Below are 18,838 nucleotides of genomic sequence, written 5' to 3'. Positions count from 1 at the left end.
CGATCTCACCCAGCAACCCGTCGGCGTCCTCCGGCAGACGGGTGCGGAAATCACCGTCCCGGACCGCCGTCAGCCCGCCGAGCAGCTGGCGCAGCCGAAGCTCGCCGACCTCGGCGCCCCCGGACGCGGAACGGGAGCCACCGGTCATCGCTTCGCTCATGTCACCCTCGTGTCCTACGACGTGTCAGGACCGTCCTGCCGGTGACCTCGCGAACGGCCCTGATCAGGCGGCCATGATCGAGGTCATCGACGGAGCAGTCGTGGTTGTTGGTCATCCGGATTCTAGAGCCGGCACTCATGATCTTCAGCCCCGAACGCCGAGGTACGGCGGCTCACGACGACTCGCGGAGATCGGCGGGGCGCTGCGCGCCCATCGCGGCCACGGCGTCGCCCACGTCGGCGTGGACGGCCAGCGAGGACCACACGCCGGTGACCTGGAGGACACGCGCCGGCAGTTCCTGCACGCCGGCCAGGCGGAGCACGCCCCCGCGGTCGAGCACCGCGGCGTTGAGGCGTAACAACACGTGCAGGCCGCGGCTGTCCATGAAGCTCAGCCCGCCCAGGTCGAGCACCACGCCGGCCCCGGGCCGCAGGTGCCGCTCGGTGAAGGACTCCAGCCGGGTCGAGTTGGAGGCGTCGAGCTCGCCGATCACGGTCACCAGCACGCCGCCGGGCAGGTCGCGGCAGCCCAGGCTCAGAGGGGTCACGCCGTCACCGGAGGCCGGGCAGCACGAAGGCCCGTCCGGCCGGAAGGCGGGGCGGACGGGTGCGAGGGCGGACGAAGCAGGTCAGGCATCACAGGCCGGCGGCGGGTTCGGCTCGGTCACGGGACCGGCCTGGTCGCCCGGCGGGCGCGGCCACCCCAACGGTGCTGCCTCGCGATCGCCTGGCCTGCGGCTGTGGCCTCGCCGCGGACGCGCCATGTCGCCGCTACGGCCGGGACTCAATCGCGATCATCTCCTCCGTGCCGCGGCGATCCGTGCTCGCCTCCAACCCTTGAGCCTTCGGCGGTGGCGGGTCAGCACATCAGACGAAGAATCCGGCTCACTCCTGTCCACAGAACGAAACGGGCATCAGTGGATCAACCGCGGCGAGGCTCGGCCGCGCGGCGGAGGGTGTCGCCGGGCGAGCAGCCGAAGGCGGCCCGGTAGAGCTGGGCGAAGCGGCCGGCGTGGAAGAAGCCCCAGCGGGCGGCGACGGCGGTCACCGTGGTCGCGGGATCGCCGGCCTTGAGCTCGGCGTGCGCGCGGGCCAGCCGGGCTTGACGCAGGTAGCCCAGCGGGGTGGTGCCGAGGTGCCGGCGGAAGGCGTACTGGAGGGCGCGGGGGGTGATCCGGGCGGCGGTGGCGATCTCGTCGAGGCCGATGGGCAGGTCGGCGTGGTCGTCGATGAAGGCTGTCGCCCGGCGCAGCGCCTCGGGACGCGCGGAGCCGGGGGCGGCGTCGCCGGCGTTGGTGGGCAGGGCGGTGAGCACGCTGGCGGCCAGCAGCTGCCCGGCGGTGGAGACGACCAGCGGCTCGGCGGCCAGCTCGGGGGCGGCCAGGACGTCGTCGCGCAGGTAGGCGAGCGTGCGCCGCAGATGGAGGCCGGCGGCGGCGGAGACCGGGCGGTGCCCCACCAGCCGGACCGGCTCGGCCCGGCGGCCGGGCAGCGTGCCGGCCACCTGCTGCAGCAGCGCGGGGTCGAACATGATGATGTCGTAGCGCGAGCGGCGGATCTCGCCGGTGTAGGGCAGGTCGTGCGGGGCGAACAACACCGTGTCGCCGGGGCCGAAGAGCTCGTCCGGCCCGCCGGCGACCTGCTGGGCGATGGTGCCGGTCTCGACCGTGCACAGGCACACCTTGCCGAGCGGGTTGACGTCGAAGCTCATCGCGTACTCGAGATTGAGCCGGTCGATGCTGACCGAGCCCATGACCTGGCGGGAGATCCTGGTGCGGGGGTTCTTCACGTCGGAGCCGATGCGCATCTTGGCGTACGCCTTGCTGAGGAACTCCTCCGTCTGGCCGATGTCACGGCTGTCGAAGACCTCTGGGCCCATCGGACCACCTCTTTCCGGACGGCGGGACCGCGCCTGCCGCAGCCCGCGCCGATTTTCCCAAACGGCTACGACAACGGCTGGGGGATGAGTGTGCAGGGCCCTCTGCCAGGAACGATCCGCTTTTGGTATACCATTTTTCGGGTGACTTCCTGGACGATCTCCAACGTGCGCCCCTGGGGCGGCGCGCCCGTGGACCTGACCATCGACGGTACCCGGATCGTCGCCGTGCTCCCGGCCGGGACCGCCCCGCCCGCCGGCGAGCGCGTCGACGGCCGCGGCCTGCTGGCCCTGCCCGGCTTCGTCAACGCCCATGCCCACGTCGACAAGAGCTGGTGGGGCCGGCCCTGGGTGTCGTACGGCGGGGTGGCCACCACGCAGGGCCGCATCGAGCACGAGCGCGCCGAACGGGACAAGTACGGCATCCCGGGCGTGGACGGCACGGTGGCGGTGCTGCGCGAGTTCCTGCGGCACGGCACCACGGCCACCCGCACCCACGTCGACGTCGACCTCGGGGTCGGACTGCGCGGCATCGAGGCCGTCCGCGAGGCCGTGGCGCGGCTCGACGGGGCGATCGACGTCGAGATCGTGGCCTTCCCGCAGGACGGCGTCGTCCGCCGGCCCGGCGTGCTCGACCTGCTCGACCAGGCCGCGCGGGCGGGCGCCACCAGCATCGGCGGCATCGACCCCGCGACCATCGACCGGGACCCGGTCGCCCAGCTCGACGGCCTGTTCGAGATCGCCGAGCGGCGCGGCGTCGGCCTGGACATCCACCTGCACGACGGCGGCGAGCTCGGCGCGTTCCAGTACGAGCTGATCATCGACCGCACGCTCAGGACCGGCCTGCAGGGCAAGGTCACCGTCTCCCACGGCTTCGCCCTCGGCGACCTGGCCCCCGAACGCCAGCGCGGCCTGCTCGACGACCTCGCCGCGGCGGGCATCTCCTGGGCGACGGTCGCGCCGGTGCGCACCGCGCCCCTCCCGTGGCGGGGCATGGCCGAACGCGGCATCGGCCTCGGCCTCGGCACCGACGGGATCAGGGACCTGTGGTCGCCGTTCGGCGACGGCGACCTGCTGCGCATCGCCCTCGGCTTCGCCCGGCTGCACGGGCTGCGCTCCGACGACGAGCTCACCGCCGCCGTGGAGCTGGCCACGACCAAGGCGGCGCCCTTCGTGCACCGCGACCGGCACGACCTCGTCGCGGGGGCGCGGGCCGACGTCGTGCTCGTCGACGCCGAGAACGTGCCGGACGCGCTCGTGCGGGTGCCGCCGCGGGCGCTCGTGGTCGCCGGCGGCCGGGTGGTCGCCCGCGACGGCGCCGTCCTCCTGGACGCCTGACGCCCGCGCGGGGTTCGACGTCCTCCTGGACGCCTGACGCCCGTGCGAGGTCAGGAACCGTCGGAGCGCAGCCGATCGGCGTGCTCGCCGATGAGCCGGCCGCTGGTCGCCACGTGCCGGGCGACCAGCTCGCCGACGCGGGTCACGTCGCGGGCGGCGATCGCCTCGTAGAGCTCGCGGTGCTCGTCGGCGACCGCCTGGAGGTCGTCGTGCCGGCCGAGCAGCCAGCGCATCCGGCTGCGCAGGACCTGGCCCACCTCGACCAGCAGGTCGTTGCCCGCGATGGCGGTGGCCGTCTCGTGGAAGTCGGCGGCCGCCCGCCGGGCGCGGATCGCGTCGCCGGCGCGCGCCGCCCGCAGCTCGGCGTCGAGGTCGGCGCGCAGCCGCCGCAGGCCCTGCGCGTCGTGCCGCCGGGCGGCGAGCTGGAAGGTGACGGCCTCGAACGCCGAACGCACCTCCACCAGGTCGGCGACGTCGCGGGCGGTGAACTCGCGCACCACGGCCCAGGTGCGGGGCCGCAACGTCACCAGCCCCTCGGCGGCCAGGGTGGCCAGGGCGTCGCGCACCGGCACCCGGCTGACGCCCAGCTCGGTGGCCAGGTCGCGCTCGACGAGCTTGCTGCCCGGCGGGCGGACGCCGTCGAGGATGTCGTCGCGCAGCCGCCGGATGACGCGTACGGACTCGGGCTCGAACCCGGCTCCTGCCACCATGCCCCTCAGTCTCCCACCGCCGCCGCGTCGGACGCGTCGTCCCCCGCGTCCTCCCTGGTGTCGAGGTGCCGCGCCTGCTGCTGGAGGTGGGCGAGCATGACCTTGCCCGCGGGCGTCAGGGCGCGGGCCCCGGGCAGGGTGGCGCCCACCGAGCGGCGCACCGACGGCAGCGGCACCGGGAGTTCGAGGAGCTGGGGGTCGGTCCTGACGAAGAGCGCGGGCAGCGCGGCGATCATGTCCGTGCCGAGCAGCAGGGAGCGGATCGTCAGGATGGACGTGCATTCGGTGCGGTCGGGCGGCAGCGGCAGCCCGTTGCGGTGGAACACCTGCTCCAGCTCCCGGCGCAGCGAGGTCTGCTCCAGCGGCAGGATCCACGGGTAGTCCAGCAGGCCGGCCAGCTCGCGGGCGTGCGCCGCCGGGTGCCCGGCGCGGGCGACCAGCAGCACGGGCTCGTTGTAGAGCGGGATCTGGCGCAGGTCCGGGCGGTCCTCGATGGGGTTGAGCCGGCCGAGGATCAGGTCGAGGTCGCCGCCGGTGAGCTGGGGGACCAGCGAGTCGAACGTGCCCTCCTTGACGATCACGGTGATGCCCGGCCGCTCGGCCTTGAGCGCCGCGATCGAGCGGGGGAGCAGCACGTTCGTGGCGGCCAGCAGGGTGCCGACGGTGACCGTGCCGGCCGTGCCGTCGGCCAGGCCGGCGATGCGCTCGCCGGCGCGGCGCAACTCGGCCTGCACGGCGCGGGCGTGGTCGATGAACGCCTCGCCGAAGAGGGTGGGGGTGACGCCGCGCGATCCGCGGGTGAACAGCTCCACCCCGAGGATCTGCTCCACCTCCCGCAGCCCCCGGGTCACGGCGGGCTGGGCCAGGTGGAGGTGCTCGGCGGCGCGCAGGACGCCGCCCTGCTCGGCGATGGTGGTCACGAGCACGAGATGCCGCAGCTTGAGCCGGCCGCTCAGCAGGTCCAGCGGACGAGATATCACGAAATCATCATATGACCAGGGCGAACCTGCCCTATTTCGCTATGTCGGCCGGAACCGGGTGGTCACCCAGGCGTTCGGCGTCGTTGCGCGGGATCACCAGGGCGGCGACGAGGCTGATGACCGTCACCACGGCCAGGTAGGCGGTGATCGACAGCGAGGTGCCGGTCGAGGCGAACAGCGAGGCGGCCACCAGCGGCGTGATACCGCCGCCCAGCAGCGAGGCGAGCTGGTAGGCCACCGACGTGCCGGAGTACCGGATGGCGACCGGGAAGAAGCTGGCGGTCAGCGTGCCCTGCGGCGCGTGGGTCATGGCCAGCACCGCGCCCATCACCAGCATGAAAACCGCGATGAGGGGCTTGTTGCCGGTGTTGACGACCGGCAGGATCGCCAGGGCGCCGGCCAGCAGCACCACCGAGCCCCAGGTGAAGACGGAACGCAGCCCGTGCCGGTCGCCGAGGTGGGCCCACAGCGGCGCGGTGACCAGCCACACGGCGGCGCCGCCGATCACGCAGCTCAGCAGGAACGTCCGCGGCAGGCCGGCCGCGGCCTCGCCGTAGCCGAGGATGTAGACCATGAAGATGTAGGCCAGCGCGCTGTTGCCGATGATCACGCCGATCGTGTGCACCACCTCGCGCCAGTGGTCGCGCAGCACCACCGCGATCGGCAGCTTGACCGGCTTGCGCCGCTCGACCAGGTCGGCGTAGTCGGGGCTCTCCTCGATGCGCAGCCGCAGGTACAGGCCGACCGCCACCAGCACGATGCTGAGCAGGAACGGCACCCGCCAGCCCCAGGCCATGAAGCTCTCCTCGCCCAGCAGCGAGGACGTGCCGAGGAAGACGGCGTTGGCGCACAACATGCCCGCCGGGGTGCCCATCATCGGGAACGCCCCGAACAGGCCGCGCCGGCCCTTCGGCGCGTGCTCCATCGTCAGCACCACCGCGCCGCCGAGCTCGCCGCCCAGGCCGATGCCCTGGGCGACGCGCATCACCACGAGCAGCACCGCCGCCCACACGCCCAGGCTGTCGTACGTCGGCAGCACGCCGATCAGCGTGGTGCCGATCCCCATGATGAGCAGCGAGACGACGAGCGTGTTGCGCCGCCCGATCCGGTCGCCGAAGTGGCCGAAGACGATGCCGCCGAGCGGGCGGGCCAGGAATCCCACGGTCATCGTGCCGAAGGAGGCGATGGAGCCGGCGACCGGGTCCATGGCGGGGAAGAACTGCTTGTTGAAGACGAGGGCCGCGGCGGTGCCGTAGAGGAAGAAGTCGTACCACTCGATGGCGGTGCCGATGAAGGCGGCCCGCGAGACGCGGCGGGCGGCCAGGCGGCGATCTGTGTCCATCTCTCTGTGCCTTCCGAATGAGGGTACGGAAGAGGATGCACGCTGGTGGTATGCCAGAACGAATACCGATTCGGTCGGCAGGCATAGCAGAACCGACATATAACGAAATAAAGATAGCCAGGCGACATTTCGGTATTGGACTGTTATGTCGAGAAATCAGCAGAATGTCGACCATGAAGCCCGCGCACTACGTCAACGGCGTCTTCTCGACGGCGGGGACCGACTTCCCCCTCATCTCGCCCGTCGACGGCCGCACCGTCGGAGCCGTCCCCGAGGCGTCCCGCGAGACCGTCGACGAGGCGGTCCGGGCCGCCCGCGCCGCCCTCGACGGCCCCTGGGGAGCCGCCTCCACCGAGGAGCGGTGCGCGTACCTGCGCCGGATCGCCGACGGGATCGAGGCCAGGTTCGAGGAGTTCGTCGAGGCCGAGGCCGCCGACACCGGCAAGCCGCGCGAGCTGGCCGCGACGGTGGACATCCCGCGCGCCGCCGGCAACTTCCGCGCCTACGCCGACCTGGCCTACGGCCGTCCCGAACGGGCCTACAACACCAGCGTCCCGGCCTGGAGCGGCAGCGGGCAGGCGCTCAACTACACCGTGCGCCGCCCGCTCGGCGTGGTCGCCGTCATCTCGCCGTGGAACCTGCCGCTGCTGCTGCTCACCTGGAAGGTCGCGCCGGCCCTGGCCGCGGGCAACGCCGTCGTCGCCAAGCCGTCGGAGGAGACGCCCTCCACCGCCACGCTGCTGGCCGAGGTGATCGACGCGGCGGGCCTGCCGCCCGGCGCGTTCAACCTGATCCACGGCCACGGCGCGGGGGCGGCCGGCGAGCACCTGACCGCGCACCCCGGCGTGGACGCCATCGCCTTCACCGGCGCCTCGGCCACCGGCAGCGCCATCATGCGCAACGCCGCCGCGCACGTCACCCCGGTCTCCTTCGAGCTCGGCGGCAAGAACCCGGCCCTGGTCTTCGCCGACGCCGACCTGGAGGAGGCCGTCGAGGGCACGATCCGCTCCAGCTTCACCCACTCCGGCCAGATCTGCCTGTGCACCGAGCGCGTCTACGTCCAGCGCCCGATCTTCGAGGAGTTCACCCGGGCGCTGGCCGAGCGGGCCAGGGGCCTGCGCGGCTACGGGCCGATGATCTCGGCCCAGCACCGCGACAAGGTGCTGTCCTACTACCGCCTGGCCGTCGAGGAGGGCGCGACGGTGCTGGCCGGGGGAGGCGTGCCGGAGTTCGGCGACGCCCGCGACGGCGGCTTCCACGTCGAGCCCACGGTGATCACCGGCCTGCCGCCGCACGCCAGGACCGTCCGCGAGGAGGTCTTCGGCCCCATCTGCCACGTCGCCCCCTTCGACGAGGAGGACGAGGCCGTCCGGCTGGCCAACGACAGCCCGTACGGCCTGGCCGCCACCGTGTGGACCACCGACCTGTCGCGCGCCCACCGCGTGGCGCCCCGGATCCAGGCCGGCATCGTCTGGGTCAACTGCTGGAACCTGCGCGACCTGCGCACCCCGTTCGGCGGCGTGAAGGCATCCGGCATCGGGCGCGAGGGCGGCGAGTACTCGCTCGACTTCTTCTCCGAGCCGGTCAACGTGTGCGTCAAGATATGAGGACAGAAGTGACAGACAACCATCGCGCCGCCGCCGCGCGGCTGCTGGAGGCGTACGCGTCCGGCCGCCCGTGCGAGCCGGTCCGCGACCTGGTCGACGGCCTGGAGGCGGCCTACGCGGTGCAGAGCCTGCTCACCGAGCACTGGCTCGGCGAGGGCAGGCGGATCACCGGCCGGAAGGTCGGGCTGACCAGCAAGGCCGTGCAGGCGCAGCTCGGCGTCGGCGCGCCCGACTTCGGCGTGCTGTTCGCCGACATGGCGGTGCCCGACGGCGCGGAGATCCCGGCCGGCGCGGTGCTCCAGCCGCGCGCCGAGGCCGAGGTCGCGCTCGTGCTCGACCGCGACCTGCCGCACGAGCGCCACACGGTCGCCGACGTGATCGCCGCGACGGCGTTCGCGCTGCCCGCGATCGAGGTCGTCGGCAGCCGCATCCGCGACTGGGACATCACCCTGGCCGACACCGTCGCCGACAACGCCTCCTCCGGCCTGTACGTGCTGGGCAACCGCCCGGTCTCGCTGCGCGACGTGGACCTGCGGCTGGCCGGGATGGTCATCGAACGGCGCGGCGAGCAGGTCTCGACCGGCGTCGGCGCGGCCTGCCTGGGCCACCCGCTGCACGCCGCGGTCTGGCTGGCCGACACGCTGGCCGCGCTCGGCCGTCCGCTCCGGGCGGGCGACACCGTGCTGACGGGGGCGCTCGGCCCGGTCGTCCCGGTGCGTGCGGGCGACGTGCTGGAGGCCCGCATCGACGGGCTGGGCGACGTCCGCGCCGCCTTCGCCGCCGACGACGAGAAGGAGGAGCGGTGAACGCGCTCGCCGAACGCCTGGATGAGGCCACCCTGACCGGCCGCGCCATCCCGCGCCTGACCGACACGGCCGACCTCGACGTGCCGGCCGCCTACGAGGTGCAGCGCGCCCTGATCGAGCGGCGGCTGGCCCGCGGCGAGCGGATCGTCGGTGTGAAGATGGGCTTCACCAGCCGCGCCAAGATGGCCCAGATGGGCGTGGACGACGTCATCTGGGGCCTGCTCACCGACGCCATGCTGGTGGAGTCCCGGCTCGACACCGCCGGCCTGATCCACCCGCGGATCGAGCCGGAGATCGCGTTCCTGCTGGACCGTCCGGTGCGCGGCACCGCCGACGTGGCCTCGGCCGTCGGCGGCGTCGCGGTCGGCTACGAGGTGCTCGACTCCCGCTACGAGGGCTTCAGCTTCACCCTGCCCGACGTCATCGCCGACAACGCCTCGGCCAGCGGCTTCGGCGTCGGCCCCTGGCGCCGCCTGCAGGACGCCGGCGACATCGGCAACCTCGGCCTGGTCATGGAGATCGACGGCCGCCAGGTCGCCGGCGGCTCGTCGGCGGCCATCCTCGGCCACCCGCTGCGCGCGCTGACCGCGGCCGCCCGGCTGACCAGGGCCGCCGGGATCGAGATGGAGGCCGGCTGGATCGTCCTGGCCGGCGCGGCCACGGCGGCGGTGCCGCTGCCCGCCGGGGCGCACGTACGCGTCGGCGCCGCCGGCCTCGGACACGTGGAGGTGACCACCCGATGAGTGACGCGCTGCTGGTCGAGGGCAAGGCCCGGCCCCGCGGCCGGTTCCCGCACGTCAAGCGGGCCGGCGACTTCGTGTTCGTGTCGGGCACCAGTTCGCGCCGCCCCGACGGCTCCTTCGCCGGGGCGAGCGCCGACGAGCTGGGCACCACCAGCCTCGACATCCGCGAGCAGACCAGGGCGGTGATCGAGAACATCGCCGACCTGCTGGCCGCCGCCGGAGGCGGCCTGGAGGACGTGGTGAACGTGACCGCGTACCTGGTCAGCATGAACGACTTCGGCGGCTACAACGAGGTCTACGGCGAGTACTTCGACGAGAGCGGCCCCGCCCGCACCACGGTCGCCGTCCACCAGCTCCCGCACCCGCACCTGCTGATCGAGATCTCCTGCACCGCCCTCATCCCCCAAAGGAGCCAGGCATGATCCCCCCCTTCAACCTGAACAAGTGGATCGACGAGCACCAGGACCTGCTCAAGCCGCCGGTCGGCAACGCGCAGATCTGGAAGGACGCCGACCTCATGGTGACGATCGTGGGCGGGCCCAACCAGCGCACCGACTTCCACGACGACCCGATCGAGGAGTTCTTCTACCAGCTGCGGGGCGGCATGGTGCTGCGGGTCATGGAGGAGGAGGGCAAGCCGCCGGTGGACGTGCAGATCGGCGAGGGCGACGTCTTCCTGCTGCCGCCGCACGTGCGGCACTCGCCGCAGCGGCCGGTGCCCGGCTCGATCGGCCTGGTCGTGGAGTTCGCCCGCCCGCAGGGCGCGCTGGACGCCTTCGAGTGGTACTGCGTCAACTGCCACCGCCTGGTCCACCGCGCCGAGGTGCAGCTCCAGTCGATCGTCGACGACCTGCCGCCCGTTTTCCGCAACTTCCACGAGGGCGACCGCACCTGCCCCCACTGCGGCGCCGAGCACCCCGGCAAGGACTGGCCGGACCACCTGCGGCCGGTGGTCCGGTGACCATGATCGACGTGCACGCGCACGTCTTCCCGCGGATCTCCCGCGAGGAGGCCAGGACGCTCGCCGGGGCCGGCGAGCCGTGGCTGCGCGACGGCATGATGATGAGCGGCGAGGACGACTACCGCCCGGTCACGCCGGAGCTGTGGGACGCCGGGGCCCGCGTGGCCGCCATGGACCGCACCGGCGTGGCCGTGCAGGCGGTCTCCTCGACCCCGCTGCTGTTCGGTTACGCGGCCGACCCGGACCGCGCCGCCGAGTGGTGCGCCATGGTCAACGACCGCGTGCTCGACCACTGCGCGCAGGCCCCCGACCGGCTGCTGCCGCTGTGCCAGGTGCCGTTGCAGGACGCCGCCCTGGCCGCGAAGACCGTCACCGAGGCCAAGGCCGCCGGTCACCGCGGTGTGCACATCGGCAACCACGTCGGCCCGCGCAACCTGGACGATCCCGACATCGTCGCCTTCCTCGCGCACTGCGCCGAGCAGGACATGCCGGTGCTCGTCCACCCCTGGGACATGCTCGGCGCCGACCGCATGCGCGGCCACATGCTGCCGTGGCTGGTCGGCATGGCGGCCGAGACCCACCTCGGCATCCTGTCGCTGATGTTGTCCGGGGCGTTCGAGCGGCTGCCGGGCTCGCTGCGGCTGTGCTTCTGCCACGGCGGCGGCAGCTTCGCCTACCTGCTGGGCCGGGCCGACAACGCCTGGCACCAGCGCGACATCGTCCGGGAGCACTCGCCCAGGCCGCCGTCGGCCTACACCGACCGCTTCTACGTGGACTCGGCGGTGTTCGACCCGCGCGCCCTGCGGCTGCTGGTGGAGGTGATGGGGGCCGAGCGCGTCATGCTCGGCACCGACTTCCCGTTCCCGCTGGGGGAGCTGGAGCCGGGCGCGGTCGTGCGCGCCTGCGCCGAGCTGGACGAGCAGGGCCGCGCGGCCGTCCTGGGCGGCAACGCCGCCGCCTTCCTGGGGCTCGGGGGATGACGGTCGCCGAGACGCTGCTCGGGGCGTTGCGCGGCGTCCGGGCCGGCGGCGTGAGCACGTTCAAGGGCGTGCGCTACGCCGCGCCCGCCCGCCGGCTCGCCGCGCCGGAGCCCGCGCGCCCCTGGCGGGGCGTCGCGGACGCCCGCACCCCCGGCCCGCCCGCCCCGCAGCGGCCCGGCCGCATGGCGTGGGTGCCGGGCCTGGAGATCGACCCGGCCACGTCGGCCGAGGACTGCCTGTTCCTCAACGTCTGGACGCCCTCCGCCGAGGGGCGCCGCCCGGTGCTGGTGTTCCTGCACGGCGGCGCGTTCGTCTTCGGCTCCGGCTCCCAGGCGATGTACGACGGCACCGCGCTCGCCCGCGACCACGGCCTGGTCGTGGTGACCGTGAACTACCGGCTCGGCCTGCCCGGCTTCTGGCACGGCGACGGCGTGCCGGCCAACCTGGCGCTGCGCGACCAGATCGCCGCACTGGAGTGGGTGCGCGCCAACATCGCGGCCTTCGGCGGCGACCCGGCGAACGTCACCCTGGCCGGGCACTCGGCGGGCGGCACCTGCGTGCTGGCGCTGATGACGTGCGCGCCCGGCCTGTTCGCCAGGGCGGCGGCGATGAGCCCCGTCCCGTACGGGTTCCGCACTCCCGCCGAGGCCGCCGCCTGGACCTCGGTGGCGCGTTCCGCGCTCGGCGGCGACCCGTACGCCGTGCCGCTCGCCGGGCTGCTGGCCGCCGAGGAGGCCGCCGTACGCGCCTGCGCCCCGGCCGCGGGGCTGCTGCCCGCCGCGCCCGTCGTGGACGGCGACCTGCTGGCCGTCCACCCGGTGGAGGCCGTCCGGACGGGCGCCGCCGCGCGCGTCCCGCTGCTGGTGACGACCACGGCCGAGGAGACCCGCCTGTTCACCGCGATCGGCCAGGACGGCCTGGACACCGGCGAGCTCTTCGCCGGGCCCGCCCGGGAGCTCGCCGACGCCCATCACGGCCCCGCCGGGCACCACGTCTGCGGGCACCGCTCGCCCATGAGCCACGGCGGCGTCGCCCTGGGCGCCTGCCACCTGGTGGACGTGCCCCTCTACCTCGGCACCCACGGAACACCGCTGACGGGCACGGGCCCCGAGGTGGACGCCCTGGCCCACGAGATGAGCACCGCCTTCGCCCGCTTCTGCCACGACGGCACGAACCCGTGGACGACCCCGGCCGGCCGCGCGGCGGACGGGGTCACGGGCCGTCGGGGGTGGTGAGCGGGTGGCCGGGGAGCGGGGTGGACAGGATCATGGTGCTGGAGGGCGGCCCGTAGACCGCCAGGCGGTCGATCAGGTCCTCGAAGGCGACCATGGAGACCGCCACGATCCGCAGGATGCTGCACACGTCGCCGGTGACCCGGTGGATCTCGCGGACCTCCGGCCAGCCGGCCACCTCGGGGTCGCGCAGCACGCAGCGGGTGCCGTAGCAGGACATGCGGATGAAGGCCGAGACCGGCCAGCCGGCCCGCACGGGGTCCACCGTCGCGTGGTAGCCGGTGATCACGCCCGACTCCTCCAGCTTCCGTACGCGGTCGGCCACCGCGGGCGCGGACAGGTGGATCCGGCGGGACAACTCCTTGAGGGAGAGCCGGGCGTTGTCCTGGAGCTCACGCAGCAACTCCCAGTCGGTCTCGTCCACGATCACGCCTTCCGTTCGTAAGCCTCAAATCACGATTTATACCGAAATATAAGCCTATATGGCGATACAGCCTTCCATCTGGCATTCCTTCTCCATCATCCCGACGCCATCATGGGGACAGCAAGGCTAAGAGAAGGGCAAGCGCGTGGACGCGACGCGACAGTTATCAGCAGTGCGGCCGACCACGGCGGAGGAACGCGCCGAACGGGCCAGGGCGACGGGCGGAGCTCCCACCCTGGATTTCGAGACCCGCACTCCCTACGACGCCTACGTCCGCACCGACGTGCTGCACGATCTGCAGCACCCGATGAGCGACGACGCGGGCGAGATGTCGTTCCTCATGATCACTCAGGTGATGGAGCTGTACTTCAAGCTCATCGCCTTCGAGCTGCGCAACGCGCAGGAGCGGCTGCGGGCCGACGACGTGTGGGCCGCGCTGGACCCGCTGCGCCGTACCGTGCTGCACCTGCAGGGCCTGAACGCGAGCTGGCGCGGCCTGCGCTGGATGACCCCCGCGGACTTCAACCGCTTCCGGGACGAGCTCGGCGAGGCCAGCGGCCTGCAGTCGGCGATGTACCGGCACGTGGAGTTCCTGCTGGGGCTGAAGAACCCGGCCCTGCTGCGCCCGTTCAGACGCCAGGAGCGCACCCACCGCGACCTGCTCACCACCCTGGAGTCGCCGAGCCTGTGGGACGACGCCATCGCCCTGCTGGCCCGGCTCGGCCACGACCTGCCCCGCGAGCTGCTGGAGCGCGACTTCGCCGTCGAGCACGAGCCGCACCCGGCCGTCGAGCGGGCCTGGGTCGAGGTGTACCGCGACACCGGCCCCGGCAACGCGCCGCGGCTGCTCGGCGAGGCGCTGACCGACGTGGCCGAGCAGTTCGGCGACTGGCGCTACCAGCACGTGACGGCGGTCCGCCGGTCGATGGGCGCCAAGCCCGGCAGCGGCGGCTCCAACGGCCTGGCCTGGCTGGAGCGCAGCATGGCGCGGGTGGTCTTCCCCGAGCTGTGGTCCGCCCGGACCCACATGTGAAGAACGGACGACACGTGATCGACGACTGGAAGCCCGCCGAGCAGGACGCCCTCCGCCGCGACCGCGACGACCCGGGCCACCGCGAGCTCTTCCTGGTCCCGCCCGCCGACGGCGGCGGCCACCCCGAGTGCGCCTACTTCGCCGGCAACTCCCTGGGGCTCCAGCCCCGGGCGACGGCGGCGGAGCTGGCCGAGGACCTTGAGGCCTGGGCCCGGCTCGGCGTGGAGGGACATCTGGAGGGGGCCCGTCCGTGGCTGCCCTACCACGAGCGGCTCACCGGCCCGGCCGCCCGGCTGGTCGGCGCGCTGCCCGAGGAGACCGTGGTGATGAACTCGCTGACGGTCAACCTGCACCTGCTGATGGTCTCGTTCTACCGGCCGCGCGGCACGCGGACCCGGATCCTCATCGAGGACACCGCGTTCCCCTCCGACAGCTACGCCGTGCGCAGCCAGGCCCGCCTGCACGGCCTGGACCCGGACGAGACGGTGGTCCGGCTGCGCGACGGCCGGGAGGTGCTGGACTTCCTGGACCGCGAGGGCGACACGGTCGCGCTGGTCCTGCTGGGCGGCGTCAACTACCTGACCGGCGAGCTCATGGACATGCCGGCGATCACCGCGGCCGGCCGGGCGAGCGGTGCGGCCGTCGGCTGGGACCTGGCGCACGCCGCCGGCAACGTGCCGCTGGAGCTGCACGCGTGGGGGCCGGACTTCGCCGCCTGGTGCTCCTACAAGTACCTCAACTCCGGGCCCGGCGCCCTCGGCGGCGTGTTCGTCCACCAGCGGCACCTGGGCGACCCGGCGCTGCAGCGGCTGGAGGGCTGGTGGAGCACCGAGCAGGCGACCCGGTTCGAGATGGCGCCGGTCTCCCGGCCGCCGGCCAGCGCCGACGCCTGGCAGGTCTCCAACCCGCCGATCTACGCGATGGGCCCGGTGCGCACCTCGCTCGGCATCTTCGACCGGATCGGCATGGCCACCCTGCGGGCCCGCAGCGTACGGCTCACCGCGTACCTGGAGAGCCTGCTCGACCGGGTCACCCCCACCAGGCCGCTCACGGTGGTCACGCCGCGCGACCCGGCCCGCCGGGGCTGCCAGCTCTCCCTGCGCGTCGAGCGCGGCGGCGCGGCCGAGCTGACCCGCCGGCTGCGCCACGAGCACGGGGTGATCGCCGACGCCCGGGAGCCGGACGTCGTCCGCCTGGCGCCGACGCCCCTGTACTCGACCTACCACGACTGCTGGCGCGCCGCCGTCGCGCTGGCCGAGTGCGTCGAGGAGGACCGATGAACGTCACCGTGGTCGGCGCCGGCCTGACCGGCTGCCTGCTCGCCTGCTACCTGGCCCGGCGCGGCCTGGACGTGACCGTCTACGAACGGCGGCCCGACCCGCGCGCCGGGCTCGCCGAGCGCGGCCGCTCGATCAACCTGGCGATCTCCGAACGCGGGCTGGACGCGCTGCGCCGGATCGGCCTGGAGGAGCAGGTCATGGCCGGCGCGCTGCCGATGCGCGGCCGGATGATCCACCCGGTGGACGGGCCGCTGAACTTCCAGCCCTACAGCCACGACGGGGTGCGCTCGATCAACTCCATCAGCCGCGGCGCGCTCAACAACACGCTGCTGGACGCCGCGGAGTCCGCGCCCGGCGTGAAGATCTTCTTCGGGCACCGGCTGACCGGCCTGGACCCGGCGACCGGCGCGATGGAGTTCGACACCGCGGCCGGCCCGGTGCGCGCGGCGGCCGGCGTGGTGCTCGGCGCCGACGGGGCCGGCTCGGCCGTACGGGCCGAGCTGCTGGCCCACCGGGGCATCAAGGAGAGCCTGGACTTCCTCGGCCACGGCTACAAGGAGCTGACGATCCCGCCCGTGGCCGGCGATTTCGCCTTCGACCCCGGCGCCCTGCACATCTGGCCGCGCGGCACCTCGATGATGATCGCGCTGCCCAACCCCGACCGCTCCTTCACCTGCACGATGTTCTGGCCGACCGACGGCACGTCGAGCTTCGCCTCGCTGAGCAGCCCCGCCGCGATCGAACGCCACTTCCGCACCCACTACCCGGACGTGCCCCCCCTCGCGCCCGGTCTGGTACGGGAGTACATGGAGAACCCGGTCGGCCGGCTCGGCACCGTCCGCTGCGCGCCGTGGCAGACGGACGGCCGGGTCGGCCTGATCGGCGACGCGGCGCACGCCATCGTGCCCTTCTACGGCCAGGGCGCCAACTGCGGCTTCGAGGACGTCACCGTGCTCGACCGGTGCCTGACGGAGACCGGCGGCGACTGGGCCCGCGCGCTGCCGCTGTTCGAGTCGCGGCGCAGGGACGACACCGACGCGATCGCCGAGATGGCGCTGGCCAACTTCGTCGAGATGCGCGACAAGGTCGCCTCCCCGGTGCACCGGCTGACCAAGAGCGTGGAGCACCGGCTGGAACGCGCGCTGCCCGGCCGCTACGTGTCGCGGTACGAGCTGGTGTCGTTCTCCACGGTGCCGTACGCGCAGGTCAGGCGGCGGGTACGGCGGCAGCAGCTGCTGCTGGCCGGGGCCGCCGCGGCCGGGGCCGCGCTGCTGGCGGCGGGCGCGGCCGGGCTCGCCCGGCTCGGCTCCCGCCGGTCCGGCGGGAGGTGAGGATGGAGAACCGCGCCGTCCTGACCCGCCCGGCGCCCGGCCCGCTGCGCACCCTGCGGTACGGGGCCGACGCCGACCAGGTGATCGACCTGTGGCCGGGCGAGGGACCCGTGGTGGCGCTGGTGCACGGCGGGTTCTGGCGCCCGGAGTACGACCGGACGCACCTGCGGCCCATGGCGAACGCGCTGCACCGGGCGGGGTTCGGCGTGGCCGCCGTCGAGTACCGCCGCAGGCCGGGGGATCCGGCGGCAGCGGTCGCGGACCTGCGGGCCGCGGTCGGCCTGCTGCGTCCCTCGGTGGTCGTCGGTCACTCGGCCGGCGGTCATCTCGCCATGTGCGCCGCCCCGGACGGGACCGCCGTCCTCGCCCTGGCCCCGGTCGCCGACCTGCGGCTGGCCGCGCGGCTGGACCTCGACGACGGCGCGGTGACCGACTTCCTCGGCGGCCCGCCGGACGAGCATCCCGGCCTGGACCCGGTACGCCTGCCGGACCGGCGAGGCCCGCTGGTGATCGTGCACGGCACGGCGGACGAGCGGGTCCCCGTCCAGGTCTCGGAGTCGTACCTGGCGGCCCACCCGGGGACGTCGCTGGTGCGCGTCCCGGGGGCGGGCCACTTCGTGCTCATCGATCCGGAGAGCCGAACCTGGCCGCTGGTCAGGCGTGAGCTGACCGCCCTCCTGCCCGCCTGACGGCGTCCGCCGCGAGCAGCGCCGCGCCGAGCTGCACCGCGACCAGCGAGCGCAGCGGGATCGGCGTGCTCCGCGCGTCGGCCTCGGCCTCGGCGAACCACTCGTCGAAGCGCGCGCCGAGCCGGGCGCGCTCGGCCCGGACGGCGGGCGTCGCGTTGCCCGCGGCCAGCTCGGCGTCCAGCATGCGCAGGCAGGTGCCGCAGTACCGCAGCCGCATGAGGTGCACGAGCTGCCGGCCGCCGACCGCCTCGGCCACCGTGGCCGGGCGGTCGGTGCCGGGCAGGCTCTCCCACTCGCCGATGAAGTCGTCGTGGGTGCCGACGAAGTCCTCCAGCGCCCGGCGGAAGGCGGAGCGCACGGTCAGGTCGCCCTTGACGCGGGCGAGGGAGGCGGCCAGCTCGCCGATCAGGTCGCGCTGCCCGGCCAGGCAGTCGCGGATCGTCTCCTCGTACTTCTGGCCGGTCGGGGTCTGGTCGGAGACGCGGGGATCGGCCCAATAGGGCAGCTCGGTGACCAGGTGCAGGGCGCCGAACCGGTCGGCGTAGTCGACGCTGCCGCCGCCGGTGCCGTACGTCGGGCCGATCTCGGCGCCCCGCGGGGTCAGGTAGGCCGCCGGCGCGATCTGGACGGCGCCCGGCAGCTCCGGCGGGCCCATGTGCAGCGGCAGGCCCTCGGCCGTGGCGATGGCGGTCAGGCGGGCGGCGAGCGCGGGGTCGTTGCGGCTGAGGTAGTAGAAGGCGCCCTGGAGCTCGCCGTTGTGCAGGGAGTAGACGAGGGCGGGCCGCACCTCGTCCATCAGCCGCATCAGCGCCTCGGTCTCCGGCAGCGTGCGGTCGAAGAAGTAGTCCTCGCCGGTCAGCGGGAAGGTCCATTCGACCTGGTCGGCCTCGGCCGGGCGGTAGAAGTGCTCGGCGTAGGCGCGGCGGTCGCTCGGGCGGGCGTACCAGCCCTCGTTGAGCCGGGCGCCGTCGGGGTCGACGCAGGGGATGAGGTGCCAGCGGAAGCCGAACTCCTCCCGCAGCGCGGCGTCCTCGACGAGCTGCCGCAGCAGCGTGCTGACGGTGAGCGCGCCGATGGGCTCGTTGGGGTGGGGGCCGCCGATGATCACGGCGTCATGGGGGCCCGCGCCGATGGTGGCCACGCGCAGCGGCTCGCCGAGGCGGGAGGTGCCGATGCGGCGCAGGCGCACCAGGTCGGGGTGGGCGGCGGCGAGGTCGTCGAGCTCGGCGTGCATCTGGTCCACCGTCGGGAACGCGGTGAAGTCGGGCACGCGGCTCATGTGGGGGGTGACGTCCATTTCGGGCCTCCTGATAATCTGGATTATTCTAGTAAATCAGATTATCTTTA

At 73.6% G+C, this 18,838-nt stretch carries 19 protein-coding genes; 12 read left to right on the top strand and 7 right to left on the bottom strand.

Going from position 1 to position 18,838, the window contains the following annotated elements:
- Window positions 1-332 precede the first annotated feature (332 nt).
- Both AB0J71_RS41370 and AB0J71_RS41365 read right to left on the bottom strand, forming a co-directional pair.
- Window positions 333-707: an STAS domain-containing protein gene (locus AB0J71_RS41370; protein WP_364419582.1), complete on the bottom strand. Its 375-nt coding sequence runs from the start codon at window positions 705-707 to the stop codon at window positions 333-335.
- Window positions 708-1,081: 374 nt separating this feature from the next.
- Complete coding sequence (locus AB0J71_RS41365; RefSeq protein WP_364419580.1) at window positions 1,082-2,038, bottom strand: helix-turn-helix transcriptional regulator; 957 nt, start codon at window positions 2,036-2,038, stop codon at window positions 1,082-1,084.
- A gap of 141 nt (window positions 2,039-2,179) precedes the next feature.
- Here AB0J71_RS41365 and AB0J71_RS41360 point away from each other — a divergent pair, with 141 nt between their 5' ends.
- A complete protein-coding gene (locus AB0J71_RS41360; RefSeq protein ID WP_364419578.1) occupies window positions 2,180-3,373 on the top strand; it encodes an amidohydrolase in 1,194 nt (397 codons plus the stop codon).
- A gap of 50 nt (window positions 3,374-3,423) precedes the next feature.
- On the opposite strand, the gene AB0J71_RS41355 is transcribed toward AB0J71_RS41360, so the two are convergent.
- From AB0J71_RS41355 to AB0J71_RS41345, 3 genes are read right to left on the bottom strand one after another with little or no spacing between them, the layout of a single operon-like run.
- Entirely contained in the window at window positions 3,424-4,083 is a 660-nt protein-coding gene (locus AB0J71_RS41355) for a GntR family transcriptional regulator (RefSeq protein WP_352325087.1), read from the bottom strand.
- Between the two features lie 5 nt (window positions 4,084-4,088).
- Window positions 4,089-5,063 carry a LysR substrate-binding domain-containing protein gene (locus AB0J71_RS41350; protein ID WP_352325088.1) on the bottom strand — a complete coding sequence of 325 codons (975 nt, stop codon included), beginning with the start codon at window positions 5,061-5,063 and terminating at the stop codon, window positions 4,089-4,091.
- Window positions 5,064-5,094: 31 nt separating this feature from the next.
- Window positions 5,095-6,405, bottom strand: a complete 1,311-nt coding sequence (locus AB0J71_RS41345) for an MFS transporter (RefSeq protein WP_352325090.1) — start codon at window positions 6,403-6,405, stop codon at window positions 5,095-5,097.
- 173 nt (window positions 6,406-6,578) lie between these two features.
- Here AB0J71_RS41345 and AB0J71_RS41340 point away from each other — a divergent pair, with 173 nt between their 5' ends.
- Genes AB0J71_RS41340 through AB0J71_RS41310 form a run of 7 tightly spaced genes read left to right on the top strand, consistent with a single transcriptional unit; the run spans window position 6,579 to window position 12,737 of the window.
- Entirely contained in the window at window positions 6,579-8,012 is a 1,434-nt protein-coding gene (locus AB0J71_RS41340; protein WP_364419576.1) for a 2-hydroxymuconic semialdehyde dehydrogenase, read from the top strand.
- 8 nt (window positions 8,013-8,020) lie between these two features.
- Window positions 8,021-8,818 (top strand): fumarylacetoacetate hydrolase family protein, encoded by a 798-nt coding sequence (locus AB0J71_RS41335; RefSeq protein ID WP_352325094.1) that lies wholly within the window; start codon window positions 8,021-8,023, stop codon window positions 8,816-8,818.
- Window positions 8,815-9,561 (top strand): fumarylacetoacetate hydrolase family protein, encoded by a 747-nt coding sequence (locus tag AB0J71_RS41330; RefSeq protein WP_364419573.1) that lies wholly within the window; start codon window positions 8,815-8,817, stop codon window positions 9,559-9,561. Before AB0J71_RS41335 ends, AB0J71_RS41330 begins: the two co-directional genes overlap by 4 nt.
- The gene (locus AB0J71_RS41325) at window positions 9,558-9,983 is read left to right on the top strand and encodes a RidA family protein (protein ID WP_352325096.1); all 426 of its coding nucleotides are present in this window, start codon (window positions 9,558-9,560) and stop codon (window positions 9,981-9,983) included. Before AB0J71_RS41330 ends, AB0J71_RS41325 begins: the two co-directional genes overlap by 4 nt.
- Window positions 9,980-10,522, top strand: coding sequence for a 3-hydroxyanthranilate 3,4-dioxygenase (locus AB0J71_RS41320; RefSeq protein WP_364419571.1), 543 nt, complete (start codon window positions 9,980-9,982; stop codon window positions 10,520-10,522). The genes AB0J71_RS41325 and AB0J71_RS41320 overlap by 4 nt, the downstream gene beginning before the upstream one ends.
- 2 nt (window positions 10,523-10,524) lie before the next feature.
- Window positions 10,525-11,502 (top strand): amidohydrolase family protein, encoded by a 978-nt coding sequence (locus AB0J71_RS41315; protein WP_352325108.1) that lies wholly within the window; start codon window positions 10,525-10,527, stop codon window positions 11,500-11,502.
- Window positions 11,499-12,737, top strand: coding sequence for a carboxylesterase family protein (locus AB0J71_RS41310; protein WP_364419569.1), 1,239 nt, complete (start codon window positions 11,499-11,501; stop codon window positions 12,735-12,737). The genes AB0J71_RS41315 and AB0J71_RS41310 overlap by 4 nt, the downstream gene beginning before the upstream one ends.
- Here the strand turns inward: AB0J71_RS41310 and AB0J71_RS41305 are convergent.
- Window positions 12,715-13,158 (bottom strand): Lrp/AsnC family transcriptional regulator, encoded by a 444-nt coding sequence (locus AB0J71_RS41305; RefSeq protein WP_352325099.1) that lies wholly within the window; start codon window positions 13,156-13,158, stop codon window positions 12,715-12,717. The genes AB0J71_RS41310 and AB0J71_RS41305 overlap by 23 nt on opposite strands.
- Before the next feature lie 172 nt (window positions 13,159-13,330).
- Between AB0J71_RS41305 and AB0J71_RS41300 the strand changes: the two genes are divergently transcribed.
- Genes AB0J71_RS41300 through AB0J71_RS41285 form a run of 4 tightly spaced genes read left to right on the top strand, consistent with a single transcriptional unit; the run spans window position 13,331 to window position 17,491 of the window.
- Complete coding sequence (locus AB0J71_RS41300) at window positions 13,331-14,191, top strand: tryptophan 2,3-dioxygenase family protein (RefSeq protein WP_352325100.1); 861 nt, start codon at window positions 13,331-13,333, stop codon at window positions 14,189-14,191.
- A gap of 14 nt (window positions 14,192-14,205) precedes the next feature.
- Window positions 14,206-15,471 carry a kynureninase gene (gene kynU / locus AB0J71_RS41295; RefSeq protein WP_364419567.1) on the top strand — a complete coding sequence of 422 codons (1,266 nt, stop codon included), beginning with the start codon at window positions 14,206-14,208 and terminating at the stop codon, window positions 15,469-15,471.
- Complete coding sequence (locus tag AB0J71_RS41290) at window positions 15,468-16,802, top strand: NAD(P)/FAD-dependent oxidoreductase (protein ID WP_364394054.1); 1,335 nt, start codon at window positions 15,468-15,470, stop codon at window positions 16,800-16,802. The genes kynU and AB0J71_RS41290 overlap by 4 nt, the downstream gene beginning before the upstream one ends.
- A 2-nt stretch (window positions 16,803-16,804) precedes the next feature.
- Window positions 16,805-17,491: an alpha/beta hydrolase gene (locus AB0J71_RS41285; RefSeq protein WP_352325104.1), complete on the top strand. Its 687-nt coding sequence runs from the start codon at window positions 16,805-16,807 to the stop codon at window positions 17,489-17,491.
- On the opposite strand, the gene AB0J71_RS41280 is transcribed toward AB0J71_RS41285, so the two are convergent.
- Window positions 17,457-18,788 (bottom strand): M14 family zinc carboxypeptidase, encoded by a 1,332-nt coding sequence (locus AB0J71_RS41280; RefSeq protein ID WP_352325105.1) that lies wholly within the window; start codon window positions 18,786-18,788, stop codon window positions 17,457-17,459. The genes AB0J71_RS41285 and AB0J71_RS41280 overlap by 35 nt on opposite strands.
- Between the last annotated feature and the right edge of the window lie 50 nt (window positions 18,789-18,838).

The organism is Nonomuraea sp. NPDC049637, assembly GCF_040675235.1.
GTDB lineage: Bacteria > Actinomycetota > Actinomycetes > Streptosporangiales > Streptosporangiaceae > Nonomuraea.
This window is presented reverse-complemented; position numbering and strand designations above follow the sequence as displayed.

Excerpts from the sequence above, each read along its gene's own strand:
- AB0J71_RS41315 (WP_352325108.1), top strand. The coding sequence starts at position 10,525 with ATGATCGACGTGCACGCGCACGTCTTCCCGCGGATCTCCCGCGAGGAG.
- AB0J71_RS41320 (WP_364419571.1), top strand. The coding sequence starts at position 9,980 with ATGATCCCCCCCTTCAACCTGAACAAGTGGATCGACGAGCACCAGGAC.
- AB0J71_RS41365 (WP_364419580.1), bottom strand. The coding sequence starts at position 2,038 with ATGGGCCCAGAGGTCTTCGACAGCCGTGACATCGGCCAGACGGAGGAG.
- AB0J71_RS41345 (WP_352325090.1), bottom strand. The coding sequence starts at position 6,405 with ATGGACACAGATCGCCGCCTGGCCGCCCGCCGCGTCTCGCGGGCCGCC.
- AB0J71_RS41325 (WP_352325096.1), top strand. The coding sequence starts at position 9,558 with ATGAGTGACGCGCTGCTGGTCGAGGGCAAGGCCCGGCCCCGCGGCCGG.
- AB0J71_RS41285 (WP_352325104.1), top strand. The coding sequence starts at position 16,805 with ATGGAGAACCGCGCCGTCCTGACCCGCCCGGCGCCCGGCCCGCTGCGC.
- AB0J71_RS41280 (WP_352325105.1), bottom strand. The coding sequence starts at position 18,788 with ATGGACGTCACCCCCCACATGAGCCGCGTGCCCGACTTCACCGCGTTC.
- AB0J71_RS41355 (WP_352325087.1), bottom strand. The coding sequence starts at position 4,083 with ATGGTGGCAGGAGCCGGGTTCGAGCCCGAGTCCGTACGCGTCATCCGG.
- AB0J71_RS41290 (WP_364394054.1), top strand. The coding sequence starts at position 15,468 with ATGAACGTCACCGTGGTCGGCGCCGGCCTGACCGGCTGCCTGCTCGCC.
- AB0J71_RS41340 (WP_364419576.1), top strand. The coding sequence starts at position 6,579 with ATGAAGCCCGCGCACTACGTCAACGGCGTCTTCTCGACGGCGGGGACC.
- AB0J71_RS41310 (WP_364419569.1), top strand. The coding sequence starts at position 11,499 with ATGACGGTCGCCGAGACGCTGCTCGGGGCGTTGCGCGGCGTCCGGGCC.